The 14,749-nt window shown below is 58.7% G+C and carries 17 protein-coding genes; 12 read left to right on the top strand and 5 right to left on the bottom strand.

Annotation, left to right across the window (positions count from 1 at the left end; genetic code table 11):
* Positions 1–3: 3 nt before the first annotated feature.
* Both C5O24_RS02335 and C5O24_RS02330 read left to right on the top strand, forming a co-directional pair.
* Complete coding sequence (locus C5O24_RS02335) at positions 4–2,208, top strand: peptidase domain-containing ABC transporter (RefSeq protein ID WP_107035431.1); 2,205 nt, start codon at positions 4–6, stop codon at positions 2,206–2,208.
* Positions 2,208–2,408, top strand: coding sequence for a hypothetical protein (locus C5O24_RS02330; protein WP_107035430.1), 201 nt, complete (start codon positions 2,208–2,210; stop codon positions 2,406–2,408). The genes C5O24_RS02335 and C5O24_RS02330 overlap by 1 nt, the downstream gene beginning before the upstream one ends.
* 109 nt (positions 2,409–2,517) lie before the next feature.
* On the opposite strand, the gene bamJ (C5O24_RS02325) is transcribed toward C5O24_RS02330, so the two are convergent.
* From bamJ (C5O24_RS02325) to C5O24_RS02305, 5 genes are all read right to left on the bottom strand, one after another.
* Positions 2,518–3,414, bottom strand: coding sequence for a BamJ family beta-barrel-assembly machinery protein (bamJ, locus tag C5O24_RS02325; protein WP_107035429.1), 897 nt, complete (start codon positions 3,412–3,414; stop codon positions 2,518–2,520).
* A 102-nt stretch (positions 3,415–3,516) separates the two neighbouring features.
* Positions 3,517–4,311, bottom strand: a complete 795-nt coding sequence (locus tag C5O24_RS02320; protein WP_161553767.1) for an FKBP-type peptidyl-prolyl cis-trans isomerase — start codon at positions 4,309–4,311, stop codon at positions 3,517–3,519.
* Between the two features lie 17 nt (positions 4,312–4,328).
* On the bottom strand, positions 4,329–4,955 hold the full coding sequence (bamJ, locus tag C5O24_RS02315; RefSeq protein WP_107035437.1) for a BamJ family beta-barrel-assembly machinery protein: 627 nt from the start codon (positions 4,953–4,955) through the stop codon (positions 4,329–4,331).
* 376 nt (positions 4,956–5,331) lie between these two features.
* Positions 5,332–5,820, bottom strand: a complete 489-nt coding sequence (locus C5O24_RS02310) for a DUF3990 domain-containing protein (RefSeq protein WP_107035427.1) — start codon at positions 5,818–5,820, stop codon at positions 5,332–5,334.
* The gene (locus tag C5O24_RS02305) at positions 5,817–6,263 is read right to left on the bottom strand and encodes a DUF3791 domain-containing protein (protein WP_107035426.1); all 447 of its coding nucleotides are present in this window, start codon (positions 6,261–6,263) and stop codon (positions 5,817–5,819) included. The genes C5O24_RS02310 and C5O24_RS02305 overlap by 4 nt, the downstream gene beginning before the upstream one ends.
* 419 nt (positions 6,264–6,682) lie before the next feature.
* Here C5O24_RS02305 and pdxA point away from each other — a divergent pair, with 419 nt between their 5' ends.
* The 10 genes from pdxA to C5O24_RS02255 all read left to right on the top strand — a co-directional run.
* A complete protein-coding gene (gene pdxA / locus C5O24_RS02300) occupies positions 6,683–7,795 on the top strand; it encodes a 4-hydroxythreonine-4-phosphate dehydrogenase PdxA (RefSeq protein WP_107035425.1) in 1,113 nt (370 codons plus the stop codon).
* Positions 7,796–7,816: 21 nt separating this feature from the next.
* Positions 7,817–8,560, top strand: coding sequence for a sugar phosphate nucleotidyltransferase (locus tag C5O24_RS02295; protein ID WP_107681389.1), 744 nt, complete (start codon positions 7,817–7,819; stop codon positions 8,558–8,560).
* On the top strand, positions 8,547–9,431 hold the full coding sequence (locus tag C5O24_RS02290; RefSeq protein ID WP_107035423.1) for an ATP-grasp domain-containing protein: 885 nt from the start codon (positions 8,547–8,549) through the stop codon (positions 9,429–9,431). The genes C5O24_RS02295 and C5O24_RS02290 overlap by 14 nt, the downstream gene beginning before the upstream one ends.
* Complete coding sequence (locus C5O24_RS02285; protein ID WP_107035422.1) at positions 9,428–9,943, top strand: phosphatidylglycerophosphatase A family protein; 516 nt, start codon at positions 9,428–9,430, stop codon at positions 9,941–9,943. The genes C5O24_RS02290 and C5O24_RS02285 overlap by 4 nt, the downstream gene beginning before the upstream one ends.
* Positions 9,940–10,515, top strand: coding sequence for a GtrA domain-containing protein (locus C5O24_RS02280; RefSeq protein ID WP_161553766.1), 576 nt, complete (start codon positions 9,940–9,942; stop codon positions 10,513–10,515). Before C5O24_RS02285 ends, C5O24_RS02280 begins: the two co-directional genes overlap by 4 nt.
* Before the next feature lie 29 nt (positions 10,516–10,544).
* Positions 10,545–11,249 (top strand): CDP-alcohol phosphatidyltransferase family protein, encoded by a 705-nt coding sequence (locus C5O24_RS02275; RefSeq protein ID WP_107035420.1) that lies wholly within the window; start codon positions 10,545–10,547, stop codon positions 11,247–11,249.
* A gap of 2 nt (positions 11,250–11,251) precedes the next feature.
* A complete protein-coding gene (locus tag C5O24_RS02270; RefSeq protein ID WP_107681388.1) occupies positions 11,252–12,196 on the top strand; it encodes a phosphoinositol dihydroceramide synthase in 945 nt (314 codons plus the stop codon).
* The gene (locus C5O24_RS02265) at positions 12,180–13,049 is read left to right on the top strand and encodes a lysophospholipid acyltransferase family protein (protein WP_107681387.1); all 870 of its coding nucleotides are present in this window, start codon (positions 12,180–12,182) and stop codon (positions 13,047–13,049) included. Before C5O24_RS02270 ends, C5O24_RS02265 begins: the two co-directional genes overlap by 17 nt.
* A gap of 58 nt (positions 13,050–13,107) precedes the next feature.
* A complete protein-coding gene (locus tag C5O24_RS02260; RefSeq protein ID WP_107035417.1) occupies positions 13,108–14,058 on the top strand; it encodes a CDP-alcohol phosphatidyltransferase family protein in 951 nt (316 codons plus the stop codon).
* A 26-nt stretch (positions 14,059–14,084) separates the two neighbouring features.
* Positions 14,085–14,749: HAD family hydrolase (locus C5O24_RS02255; protein ID WP_107681386.1), on the top strand; the 665-nt coding region annotated here is incomplete at its 3' end.

Below are 14,749 nucleotides of genomic sequence, written 5' to 3'. Positions count from 1 at the left end.
ATCATGCGCTCCTTTCCACACTACCGACAGCTCGACGCAATGGACTGCGGCCCCACATGCCTGCGGATGATAGCCCGATACTACGGCAAGGAATATTCGCTCGCCACGCTCCGGCAGCTGTGCCACATCACACGCAACGGCGTGTCGATGCTCGGCATCAGCGAGGCCGCCGCGGCCATAGGCTTCCGCACCAAAGCCGTGAAGATCGACATCGACACACTCGCCGAAGAAGTGCCGATGCCTTGCATCCTCCACTGGAACCAGCGGCATTTCGTGGTGTGCCACCGGGTGACGCAGGGCCGTCGTGGGCGACGTTTCCACATCTCCGACCCGGCTACAAAAAAACTCGTCTACTGCGAGCAGGAAATGCTGCGATGCTGGGGATCGACTGGCGAAGGAGCCGATCGCCGCGGAGCAGTGCTCGCCCTCGCCCCGGAACCCGACATGGAGAGCCGCAACGATCCGGCCGATGCCGGCCGGCGCTCGCTCGGCTTCTTCCTCCGCTATCTCAAACCCTACAGGCGCGAGATATTCCTGCTCGCGGCGGGAATGCTGCTCGCGAGTGTGCTGCAGCTGATATTTCCGTTTCTGACACAGTCGCTTGTCGACATAGGCATACATGGCCGCAACATACGGTTCATAGTGCTGATACTGATAGCGCAACTCGTGCTGACAGCCTCGCAGACCGCCGTGGACTTTGCCAGAAGCTGGATCATGCTCCATGTGACGGCGCGCATCAACATCTCGCTCATATCCGACTTTCTGTGCAAGCTGATGAAGCTCCCGCTCGACTTTTTCGACACACGCAACGTCGGAGACATACTGCAGCGCATCGGCGACCACGGCCGCATTGAGCAGTTTCTGATGGGATCGTCGCTCTCCACGCTCTTCTCCATGGTCAACTTCCTGGTGTTCGCCGTAGTGCTCGCCATCTACAGCCCTCTGGTGCTGACCATATTCCTTGCCGGCAACAGCTGCTATATACTATGGGTCACGGCATTCATGAAGCGCCGACGCGACCTCGACATACGCCGGTTCGAACAGGCTGCGGCCGAACAAAGCTCACTCGTGCAGATGGTCACGGCCATGCAGGAGATCAAGCTCAATAACTGCGAGCGGCAGAAACGCTGGCAGTGGGAACGCATACAGGTGAAACTCTTCGGCATAAGCCTCAAAGGTCAGGCGCTGGGGCAGGTGCAGCAGGTCGGCTCGGTATTTTTCAACCAGGCCACCGGCATAGTGATCTCCTACATAGCCGCCCGCGGAGTGGTCGACGGCACCATGACGCTCGGCATGATGGTGTCGCTGACATATATCGTCGGCGCCCTCAACGGCCCGGTCAACTCCTTCATAGGCTTCATACGCCAGTGGCAGGACGCAAAGATAAGCCTCGAACGCCTCAACGAGATCCACTGCCGCCCCGACGAAGAGCGCGACATCGACTCCAAGAGCGACGTGCCCAGCCCGGAGGCCGACATCAGGCTCGAAGGGGTGGGATTCGCCTACGACGGCACGGAGCGCTCGCGTGTGCTCCACGACGTCAGCCTGACCGTTCCCGCAGGCAAGACCACCGCCATCGTCGGGGCGAGCGGAAGCGGCAAGACCACCCTGCTGAAACTGCTCCTCGGCTTCTATCGGCCATGCTGCGGCCGCATCACCGTCGGAGGCCACGATCTGGCCGACATAAATCCCCACGGATGGAGAGATGCCACCGGAGCGGTGATGCAGGAGGGATTTATCTTCTCCGACACAATAGCCGGCAACATCGCCGTGGGCGACGACCGTCCCGATCCCGGACGGCTGCGTGATGCCGCCGCCACGGCCTGTATCGACTCGTTTGTCGACTCGCTGCCGCTCGGATTCGACACCCGGATAGGCATGGAGGGGTGCGGTGTCAGTCAGGGACAGAAGCAGCGCATACTCATAGCCCGCACCGTCTACAAAAATCCCCGCTACATATTTTTAGACGAAGCCACCAACGCCCTCGACGCCAACAACGAGCGCGACATCATGGCCAATCTCGGAGAGTTCTGCCGGGGCAAGACGGTGGTGATCGTGGCCCACCGACTCAGCACCGTGCGCAATGCCGACAATATCGTCGTGCTCGACCACGGGCGCATCGCCGAACAGGGCACCCACAGCAGCCTCACCGCGCGGCGCGGACTCTACTACAACCTTATCAAAAACCAGCTCGAACTCGGCAACTGATGGATCAACGACACGACGACAACAGAAAAACCGACTGGACCGACCACTGCGATGAAGTCAGGCAGACGCTCGACAGGCTACCGCGGAGCGTGATATGGTGGTCGGCGGCACTGTTCGCGGCTCTGACGGCCGCCATAGCCGCACTGCTGATCCTCACCGACGCGGCCGCATGGATGCGCACGCTGATCCCCCGTGCCTGAACCGGCGGGGACGACATACGGCAGGCCCTGTGCCAGGATTCATTCCTCCTTGACACAGGGCCTGCGATATATCATGTCAGCGGCAGACCATGCCGCCACGACGGAGAGATCAGTTGACCTCGATCATCTCTACCTCGAACACGAGAGTCGATCCGGCCGGAATGCTGCCGGCCTCATTGTTGCCGTAGCCGAGCGAAGCGGGGATGTAGAGCACATATTTCGAGCCCTTGTTCATCATCTTCAGGCCTTCGGCAAAACCGGGGATCACCTGGGTGACGGGGAAGTCGGCGGGCTCGCCGCGGTCAACAGAGCTGTCGAACACCGTGCCGTCGATAAGCTTGCCGGTGTAGTGCACCTTCACCGTGCTGTTGTCCTTAGGCATCGGGCCTTCGCCCTGCTTCACCACCTTGTAGGCCAGACCCGACTCAGTGGTCTTGATCGAAGCGTCGGCGGCTATCTGTTCCTGAATGTAGGCTGCGCCCTTGGCCTCGTTCTCCTTGGCTGTGCCGGCGGCGGCCTCACGCTTGGCGGCCTCGGCTGCCATCTGACGCTCGCGGAGCATGTCCTGCGCGCGGTTCATGAGCATCTGGAACTGTCCCACCTCCATCTGCATGGCCGTGGAGTTGATGGTATCGGTCCTGAAAGCCTTTGCAAACTCGGCGTAGACTGTCGCACGGTCGATATTGATCGAGTCCATGGCCAGATAGTTGATGTGCTGCGCCATGTTCATGCCCATGTATATGCCCTGCAGATAGTCGGCGTCGGCGGTGTCGGTCATGATCATCTGCTTGAAGCCGCGCAGGAATGCGTCGCTGTCAAACTTCTTCTTCTGGTCGGCCGACATGGAGTTCTTGAAGTGATCGGCCACCATCAGGCCCTGCGAACGGCCCATATAGTAAGCCAGCGAATCGCTGAATGTTTCGGGAGCGGCGCTCGATGACTTTTCGCAGCCTGTAGCGCCGATCATCATTGCGGCCACGCCGCAAGCGATAATAATCTTTTTCATAAAAAGGGGTTGTGTTTAAGTAACTCTTAAAATTAATTGATATTGTAAAACTCGTCAGTAATCCGTGCCCTGCTGCGGGTCACTCGTTGATTTGTTGACAGTTCATTTCCTGTGGATGACATCCACGAGTGTCACCTCGAAGATGATCACCGCTCCGGGCGGTATCACGTCGCCGACGCCTTCCGATCCGTAGGCGAGTGCCGGAGGTATGAAGAGGCGGTAGGTGCCACCCTTGCGCATCTTCTTGAGTCCCTCGGCCATGCCGTCGACCACTCCGTCGAGCGGCAGCTCTATCGGCGTGTCGGCTCCGGTGGAGTCAAATTCGCGGCCGTCGGTGAATGTGCCTGTATAGCTCACCAGCGCCGTGTCATAGTGTCCGGGACTCTCGCCGGTGCCGGGCTGCACTATCTCGAAGAGCAGGCCTGAAGGAGTGCGCTCCACTCCGATGCGCGAGGCCACCTCGTCGAGAAAAGCCTGCTGCTCTTCGGCCGACGGCCCCTGCGGACGCACCTCCACATCGATCAGCGAGGTGATGTAGGCCTCGGCGTCGAGCGGCGCCATCATCGGCTTGCCGCCGGCAAAGATGCGTGCCAGCGCCGTGGTGAGATTGCGCGCGTCCACGTCGAGTCCAAGCCCGTGCAGAGTGCGCAGGCGTGCCGCAAGCTGCACACCTTCGTAGTAGCCCTGCACGTAGGTCTCGTTGATGCTGTCGCGCAGACCCTTGCGGAATCCGTCGGTATAATTGCGGAGCCTCTCGCTGTCGGAAGCCATTCCGGGCGAGGTGAGCGGAGTCAGATAGTGGCTCCACATCGCCGCGAAGGCCTCCGCCACCGTATCGACACGCTCCTGGGCCGACGTCGCCGCTACGGTGGCCAACCCAACCAGAACAGCCGTCAAATAGCGCCGCAGGGCATTCATTTGCCCTCGATCTTGATGAGTTCCACGTCAAATATCAGAGTGGAGTCGGGACCGATCACCGGACCGGCGCCGTTCGGACCGTAGGCGAGCTGCGAGGGGATAAACAGGCGCCACTTCGAGCCGGTCTTCATCATCTGCAGAGCCTCGACCCAGCCCGGTATCACCTGGCTGACGCCGAAGGTGGCCGGAGCGCCACGCTCCACCGAGCTGTCGAACACAGTGCCGTCGATAAGCTTGCCGGTGTAGTGCACCGTCACCGAATCCTGCGCCGTAGGGGTCGGGCCGTCGCCCTCCTCGATCACCTCATACTGCAGACCCGACGGGGTGACCTTCACCTCCTGACGCTTTGCGTTCTCGGCCAGAAAAGCCTCGCCGGCCTGTCGGTTGATCTTGCCCTTCTCGGCGGCCTCGGCCTGCTGACGCTCCTCCATGGCCGTGAAATAGCGGCGTATCTCCTCCTTGGCCTCATCATAGCTCATGCGGGGGGTAGCGCCCGAATATACGGCGGCAACGCCGTCGGCAAAATCCTTGAAGTCGATTTTCTCGATGCCGCTGCTGCGAAAATTATTGCCCATGCTCAGACCCAGAGCATAGCTGATACGGTCAAATTCTTTGTTTTCCATCTTGATGGTTATTGTTGTTGTTTTTTCTATATATCGGAACTTTGGCCGCACAAAGGTAGGGTAAAATCCGCTGACCTTGACTATATTTTAACAAAAAAATCTCAGAGTATGTTTGAATTTCACTTCTGTTCACTCAAAGAGGATTTTCGGAGAGATTTGCGTGAGTTGAGGAGGGAGCGATGCGGGCATCGTGACCGATGAAACTTGGCGGAAATCGCCCGAAAAGACCTTTGAGGGGATAGAAAGAAGTCCATAATATATTTCTTCGTGTTAAATTCAAACATACTCTTAGCGCACCGCATCCTTAAAGAAACAACAACTCCCCCTCCGCCATAGTTTAATCCCATCCGCGGCCTTATCCTGCGCCCGCCGGATATCATTCGCCTCCGACCGCTGTCGCCTCCGAGAATTTCAGCAATCCGACGGCCTCGGCCGTGTGAAACGACAGCTGATCAAACAGCTTGTGGGTGCGGAGCATCTCTATCGCAGCCTCGGAGGTTATCACTCCTTGCTCATAAAGCCTTATAGTGGCATATAACTGATCGTTAGCCACCGGCCCCATGACAAGATCATAACGTGCCGATTCCTCCCCGCGCCGGTTGCTTACAACAAAATCAAGCCACTCTTTAGTTGCTCCGGCAAACCTCATGACCGCCAGATCGCTTGCAAGAATATCGTCGGGCACCTCATAGACCGACACCACCGCCCGGGAGCTCTGCTCGCGGTTCATTTTAAGCACAGCCCACTTCCGGGCCTGCTCGAAGCTCGTGGTGGTGTAGAATCCCTTGCCGAAATCGGTTGCTTTCCGTCCTTTGTGGATATTGGGGCGTCTTACGGCCACCGTCGAGCCATGATACAGTTTCATCTCCTCTTTCTGATATAAGCCGTTATCGAATCCAATATATAGCAGGTATCCTGTGTATGGAGCATTTCATAATTTTCTCTGAGAAATTCGAAAACGCCATGACGGACAAAGCACACCAACAGCTCCTCGGCGCTCATCTTTTTGGCCTCCCGGTAATTCTCCACACAAAACATAAGAAACAGCAATACACCCGGAGAGTCATTACGCTCCTTCTCCCCCGCTTTCTCTTTTTCAAGATCATCATACAATGATGACGTGCTCTGATACCACAGCTTGGTATTCTCGTCGAGCAACGACCGATATATCCGCGAAGAATATATATAGAACAACGCATCCTCCAGCGGCAACGATTTTCTTTTCATCACCGTAGCCGCAAGTTCCCTCATGACGAAAGGAAGCATACTCAGGCCGAGCGCATCATTATGTTTCGGATCACTATTCATTGCCGGCTATCTGTTTTTTTTCAACGCCGTGTGCAAATATAAGGATTTTTTCATAAGAGTGTGTTTACTTTTGACTGATGTTAAGATTTGGAGAATGTTTTCAAGTCGATTTTAAGAGATTGTCTAAAATTCATATCACTTTGCTTTTGAGAGTCTTTCCAGCGTCTTTTTGTTTGCTCCACGGTCATGTAGCTACGGCTACACTCCCTCATCACAAACAAAAATCCATCTGACAATCCTTCTCAAAATCCGTATTATATAAATTTAGACAATCTCTGAAAACCACAAAAGGAAATGAAACAGGAGATAAAAAGAGGAGCAGAGGGCGTGGGTTGGCCGTTTAAGGAAAAATTAGTAATTTAGCGGCTAATTTAGGACAATAATGTCCGCAACGCCACACAATACCATCACAGACTCAAATGGCTGACAACAACAAACTCAAGATAGGAATAACCCACGGCGACATCAACGGCATAGGCTATGAAGTGATAATGAAAGCTTTGGAAGATGAAGCGATCCTCGAGCTGTGCACTCCGGTGGTCTATGGATCGGCCAAGATCGCCGCATTCTACCGCAAGGCACTCGAACTCCCGACGCTGCCGCTCAACCAGGTGCAGCAGGCATCGGAAGCTCGCGACGGACACTACAATATCATCAACGTCGTAGGCGAGGACACCAAGGTGGAGCCGGGACAGCCCACACGCACGGCCGGCGAGGCCGCCATGGCGGCGCTCGAACGCGCTGTGGCCGACCTCAAGTCGGGACAGATCGACGTGCTCGTCACCGCTCCGATCAACAAGCATGAGATGCAGAGCGACACATTCCATTTCCCCGGCCACACGGAGTATCTCGAGTCGTCGCTCGGAGAACCGGGCGAGAAGGCGCTGATGGTAATGTGCTCCGAGGCGCCCGTGCTGCGCGTGGCGCTGCTGACCACCCACACGCCCATAGCCCGCGTGGCGCAGACCGTCACCGCCGAGGCCGTGACAGAGAAGATCAAGGCGCTCGACGCTTCGTTGCGGCGCGACTTCGGAGTGGTGCGCCCCCGCATAGCCGTGCTCGCCCTCAATCCACATGCGGGCGATCAGGGACTGCTCGGAAGCGAGGAGCAGACTGCCATCATCCCGGCCATCGAGGCCGTGCGCAAGGAGCGCATCGAGGCGTTCGGCCCGTATGCCGCCGACGGATTCTTCGGCAACGGGCTTTTCAGCCGCTTCGACGGCGTGCTCGCCATGTACCACGACCAGGGACTCGCGCCGTTCAAGACCATAGCCATGAACCGCGGAGTGAACCTGACGGCCGGACTCCCCTACGTGCGCACATCGCCCGACCACGGCACTGCCTACGACATAGCCGGACGCGGCACAGCATCGCCCGAATCGATGCGCGAGGCCATCTACCGCGCCATCGACACCTACCGCTGCCGCGCGTCATACGACGAGGCACATGCCAATCCGCTCCGCAAACAATATGTGGAGAAAAACAAAAAAGACAACGTGGTGCTCGATCTCACCCGCACCGACGACAAATAATCACCACCCCGATCCATCACAATGAACTACGGTATCATCGCCGCAGGAAAAGGCGAACGTCTGTCATCCGAGGGTATCAGCCTGCCGAAGCCGCTGGTGGCTCCCGCCGGCGAACCGCTCATACGCCGGCTCATACGCATCATGTCGATGCCCGGCGGAGAGGCGGCGATGACACGCCTCGGCGTGATAGTGCGCGAGCCTGAGATAGCCGGCAGCGTCAGGGAGGCCTGCGCCTCGCTCGGCATCGACGCGCCCCTCGACCTGACGGTAAAGGCCACCGCCGACTCCATGCTGAGCTTCGCCGAAGTGACCGGCCGCTTCAAGGGCGACTTCATAGTGACAACCGTCGACACCGTCTTCGAACAGTCAGAGATGATCCGCCTCGCCGAGGCATTCGCCGCACGCACCGACGCCGACGGCTACATGGGGGTCAGCGAGTATGCCGACGACGAGAAACCGCTCTGGGTAAGCACCGACGCCGACGGATATATCACAGCTTTCACCGACCGACGCCGCGACGACTCACGCTACGTGTCGGCCGGAGTCTACTGCCTGCCACCGACAGCCCTGGAGTGCCTGACACAGTGCCGCGCAGCCGGCATCACACGCATGCGCCACTTCCAGCGCGCGCTGCTCGACAAGGGTCTCAGGCTTCGCGCATGGCCTATGGGCAAGGTGGTCGACGTGGACCACGCGGCCGACATCGACGCCGCAAGGCAAATCATTGAATCAGACAACGATCACCATCAACATGGCAGAGATTAAGATAGCGGCTGTGAAGCGCGCCGGGGTCTACTCCCCCAATCATATCGGCAACGACACGGCCATACTCAACATCGTGTCCGAACAGCTGCGCAAACGCGGCTGCGAGGTAAGCGTCTACTCCGAGGAGCAGCTTTGCGCCGGAGCAGTCAGCGAGCCGGTTGTCATCAACATGTGCCGCGAACAGGCATCCATAAAGACACTACAGCGGATGGAGGATGACGGACGGCTCGTGATCAACTCAGGCTACGGCATAGAGAACTGCACGCGCGAACGCATGACACGCATCCTCGTCGGATCAGGCATACCTTTCCCCGAAAGCATCACCGTAGGCACCGACGAGGCCGTGCGGCAGCGGCTGAACGACGCCGGCATGAACAAATGCTGGATAAAGCGCGGCGACTACTACACGATGCACAAGGAGGACGTCAGCTACGTGCGCCACCCCGAAGAGGCCCAGGAGGTGCTCCAGGAATATTTCCTGCGCGGCATCAAGCGCGCCGTCATATCGCGCCACCTCGAAGGCGACCTGATAAAATTCTACGGCATCGCGGGCACCGGCTTCTTCTACTGGTTCTACCCCTTTGTCAACGACCATTCGAAATACGGCTACGAACGGGTCAACGGCTCCGCGCGCGGCACCGAATTCGACATCGCCTCGCTACGCGCCATCTGCGGCAAGGCCGCCGAGACGCTCGACGTGATGATCTACGGCGGCGACTGCGTAGTGGCGCCCGACGGCACGATACGCATCATCGACTTCAACGACTGGCCATCGTTCGCGCCCTGCCGCGCCGACGCCGCCACACATATAGCCAAGGCCATCATGGCCGCAATACGCCAGCACACCGAATCAAAACGACCCGAAAGATGAAACGCCACCCCAAAGATCTACGGCCCGAAGGGTCGACAAGCCGGTTTCCGCTCTTCCCGCGCCTTATAGCCACATCGCTCGGCGCCGGATTCCTGCCCGTAGCTCCCGGCACATGGGGCGCGATAGCGGGCGTGGTGCTATGGCTGCCGCTGTGGCTGTGGACATCGCCCGACGTGACATTCTACGTCACCCTCGGCGCCATAATAATCCTGACGGTGCTCGGCACGTGGGCCAGCGGAGTGGCCGAACGCTACTGGGGCAAGGACCCGGTAGTGGCGTGCGTCGACGAAACCGTGGGCCAGTGGGTGGCCATGCTCCCGGTCAGTCCGCTGTGTCCGTGGTGGGAGATACCGCTCTCGCTGCTGCTGTTCAGACTATTCGACATCTACAAGCCTCTCGGCATTAGAGCCACCGAAAAACTCCCGGGAGGATGGGGCATGATGGCCGACGACATACTCGCCGGCATCTACTCGCTGCTGATCATACTCGCCATAAACCGACATATATTATGAATCCCGCCAACGACAACTCCCGCATCAAGGACGCCTCGCGCAAGGTGGCCGACAAGGTGCTGCGCAGCGATTCGCTCATCTTCACCTTCCTCCGCTCCGTGGTGTCGTCGCAGGCCGCATCGTGGTCCGACATGATTGTGCGAATGGTGATGTTCGCATTCGTGCTCCAGTCAGTCGACCCATTCTACAGGAGCAACATTTCGGTGGCATGCGGCGCGCTGGTGGGAGGCATCGTCAACTGCACCATCAACTACCGTTTCACTTTCCACGCCGCCGGCCAGAGCGTCAAGGCGGTCATCGTGAAATACGCCCTCGTCTGGACCGGAAGTCTGCTCCTCAACATGTATGGCACCACCTTCACCTGCGAGGCGCTTTCGCGCTGGCAGTTCCTGAACGACATCGGATTCACCCCCGACGGCATCTTCGCCGCCTCGACCCTGGCGGTGTCGCTGCTCGTATCGTGGTTCTGGAACTTCGCACTGCAGCGCTACTTCGTCTACCGCCCCTCGGCATTCGATCCCTGGGCCATAAGGATTGTGGACGCGTTCACATTCAAGCATAAGAACAACTGATCAATATTTCATACCGGAACAACCTAAAGATGGATATCAAAACTACATCAAAAAAGACCCGCGACTCTCTCCAGCTGGGCATCTACCGGGTGATCAACCCCTTCGTCAGATTCCTGATCAGGATGGGCGTGACCCCCAACATCGTCACCACCATCGGATTTCTCGGCAATCTTGCCGCCGCCGTGGTCATAGTCATGGCAGGATACGGAGCCGCACACACCGGCATCGTCGACTGGTCGCTCGTCACATGGGCCGGAGCGCTGATAATCGGATTCTCGCTCTTCGACATGCTCGACGGACAGGTGGCACGCCTCGGCGGCATGGCATCGACATTCGGAGCAATGTACGACTCCGTGCTCGACCGCTACTGCGAGCTCGCCACACTCGGCGGAGTAGCCTATTACCTCATACAGACCGGAAGCTTCGCCGGAGCTGTCATAGCCTTCGTGGCTCTTACAGGCAGCATCATGGTGAGCTACGTCAGAGCACGCGCCGAAGGGCTCGGACTGGAGTGCAAGATCGGCTTCATGCAGCGTCCCGAACGCGTGGTGGTGACCAGCGTGGCCACACTCGCCACCGGCATCACCGGCCAGATTTCGGGCTATCAGCCCGGTGCCGAAGGCTTCAACCCCGACATCATACTGGTGGCGGCGATGTGTGTCATTGCAGTGTTCGCCAACCTGACCGCCATAGCGCGCATCAACCATAGTCGCAAACTTCTCGGCCGCAACTGACAATGACAGCGATATCCCGACGGCTTCCTTCCGTGGCCGAATCGGCCGCGTGCGTCGCAGCCCTCTGTCTGTGGCTGACGGTCACGGCGCTCGGCGTGGGCTTCCGCCCCGAGCACACGGTAATGGCCGTAGTCATTGCGGCACTGTTCTTCGCCGCCCCGGCCACACGACGCCTTACCGTGGCGCTCATACCGTTTTTCCTCTTCGGCATCTCCTACGACTGGATGAACCTCCTGCCCAACTACGAGGTCAATCCGGTGGACGTGCGCGGTCTCTATGAAACCGAGCGCGCGCTCTTCGGCATCGGCGGACTGACACCCAACGAATGGTGGGCGCTCCACACCTTCAAGGCCGCCGACTTCATGGCCGGAGTGTTCTATCTATGCTGGGTGCCGCTCCCCGTGATATTCGGCCTGTGGCTCTACTTCTCAGGCCGCAGAAACCTCTACCTGCACTTCGCCATGGTGTTTCTGCTCACCAACCTCGTAGGCTTCACCTTCTACTACATACATCCGGCCGCACCGCCATGGTACGTGGCGCTGCACGGATTCGAGGCCGTGCCGGGCACGCCCGGATCGGCTGCCGGGCTCGAAGCGTTCGACGCCATGACCGGCCTCGGCATATTCGACGCCCTCTACGCGCGCAACAGCAACGTGTTCGCCGCCATGCCCTCGCTCCACTCGGCCTACACGCTCACCGCACTCCTCTATGCCCTCCGCGGACGTGGCATTTCTCTTGCGTGGCGGCTGACGCTCGCAGTGGTGACGCTCGGCATCTGGTGGACAGCCGTCTACACCTCACACCACTACATACTCGATGTGGCCGGAGGCATAGCATGCTCCATCGCCGCATACCTCATATTTGAATACGCGCTGATGAAATGGCCGGCATTCGACCGCTTCACCATCCGCTACACCAATTATATATCCAATGGACAACAACACTGAAAACAAGGCCGTAGAGGAATATGAAGTGCGCCCCGACGTGCTCAACTACGACGACATACGCCGCATGGTGCCGAAACTCGACGGACACGAGAATCTGGTCAACTTCCTGCTCCGCTTCCTATCGGTCGACAAGGTCAACGACATACACCGCCGCTTCTGCGACACCCCCGGACCGGAATTCGTGCGGCGCATGCTTTTCGACGGCTTCCGCATAAAACTCCGCATCGACGGCCAGGAGGTGCTCGACAATCTTCCCGACGGACCGTTCATCACCGTCAGCAACCACCCGTTCGGCGCCCTCGACGGCATCATGCTCATATATCTCATATCGTCGCGCCGCCCAAAATACAAGGTGATGGTCAACATGATACTCGAAAAGATATCGGCCATGCGCCCCAACTTCATCGCCGTCGACGCATGGGCGCAGAAAGACCCGGCCAAACGCGCCGTGAGCGTCAACGGCATCCGTCAGGCCATGCGACAGCTCTCCGACGGCGAGCCGCTGGGATTTTTCCCCGCCGGAGCAATGAGCAAGACCGACTGGCACGGACACCTCGTAGACCGTCCCTGGCAGAAATCCATCCTCCAGATCATCTACAAGGCCAAAGTGCCCGTGATCCCCATATACTTTCACGGATCCAACTCGTGGTGGTTCAACATACTCGGCCACATATGCTGGCCCGCGCGCTCGCTCAGGCTGCCGGCCGAAGTGTTCCGCAAGACAGGAAAGACCATGCACATCAGCGTCGGACAACCGATCACGCTGGCCGACCAGCAGCCCTACCGGGCCGACGTCGAAACCCTCGGAGCATATCTGCGCGAACAGACCTACCGGCTCCGCGATCTCAAATGAGGCTCACGCCCGCCACAACATCCGTGTAATGATCAGCTTTAACACCATCGCCTGAACAATGAGCAAAGAGCAATCGGCCTACCGTCAGAGCCTGAAATCGCTCGACACCGAAGAGGGTATCGATCTGGCCTTCTACCGCCCTATAGGATATATGTGGGCCAGGCTTGCCGCACGCCTCGGAGTGACCCCCAACGCCATCACCGTCGCGTCGATATTCCTCGGCATAGGAGCCGGAGTGTGTTTCTACTTCGGCTCCATGGCCGTCAACGTAGCGGGAATGCTGCTGCTGATATGGGCCAACTCATTTGACAGCGCCGACGGACAGCTCGCGCGAATGACCCGCCAGTATTCGCGCATCGGACGCATTCTCGACGGCGTGAGCGGCGACCTTTGGTTCGCCACCATCTACGTGGCCATCTGCCTGAGGGAAAATGCCACATCCACATTCTTCATGGGTCATCCATGGCTTATATGGGTCATAGCAGTTGTGACTGGAATATGCCACGCAAAACAGGCTGCCATGGCCGACTATTACAGACAGTTTCACCTCTACTTCCTAAAAGGCGAGAGCGGCAGCGAACTCGACCGGGCGTTCACTCTCAAACGCCGGCTCGCATCGCTGACATGGCGCCACGACTTCTGGCAGAAACTCACACTGACATTCTACACGAGCTACACCGTGCAGCAGGAAGCCACATCACCCGCCATGCAGAGCCTGCGCCACGCCATAGCAGAGCGCTATCCCGACGGAACTCCCCTGCCCGACAGCCTCAGGCACGACTTCCGCATGGCAAGCCTACCGCTGATGAAATACACCAACATACTGTCGTTCAACTGGCGCACGATAGCTCTCTTCACCGCACTGTTCCTGACCATGCCCTGGCTCTACTTCGTCTTCGAGCTGACGGTGCTCAACGCCCTGCTCGTGATGATGGTGATACGACACGAAAGAATATGCCGCCGGTTTTCCCGGCTGGTAGCCGATGGTCACTACGACAGCTGCCACTGACACCTTATCAAACACAAACCACCACCATGGCCATAAAAGGAGTGATATTCGACTACGGCGGAACGATCGACAGCCGCGGAGTGCACTGGAGCGAGATCATCTGGGACGGATGGAAACTGGCCGGAGCCACGTTCGACAAAGATGCTTTCCGCAAAGCCTACGTGGCCACGGAGCGCCACTTCGCCACCCACCCGGTGGTACGTCCCGACTTCGACTTCCGGCAGCTCATGCAGGCAAAGACATCGACCGAAGCCGATTTTCTCCGGGCCGACGGCCATGCGGCCGACAGCCACATGGCGCTATCAGCCGCATCCTACTGCTACGACCGCGCACACGAATGCGTAGGAGAAGCCCGTCCGGTGATACAGGCCGTGACCGACCGGATGCCGGCCGTGCTCGTCAGCAACTTCTACGGCAACGTGGAGAGCGTGCTCGCTGACTTCGGACTCCGCCATCTTTTCGCCGCAGTCATAGAGAGCGCCGTGGCAGGAGTCAGGAAGCCTGACCCACAGATATTCCGGCTCGGAGTCGAAGCGCTCGGCCTTCAGCCTGAAGAGGTGCTCGTGGTCGGCGACAGCCTCAGGAAAGACATCCTCCCCGCCGAATCGATCGGATGCCGAACGGCATGGCTAAAAGGCAAAGGATGGACCGACGAAGAGGACCGCGCCACCCACCCCTCGCAGATAAGCGC

This window comes from Paramuribaculum intestinale (genome assembly GCF_003024925.1).
In the GTDB taxonomy this organism is placed as follows: domain Bacteria; phylum Bacteroidota; class Bacteroidia; order Bacteroidales; family Muribaculaceae; genus Paramuribaculum; species Paramuribaculum intestinale.
This window is presented reverse-complemented; position numbering and strand designations above follow the sequence as displayed.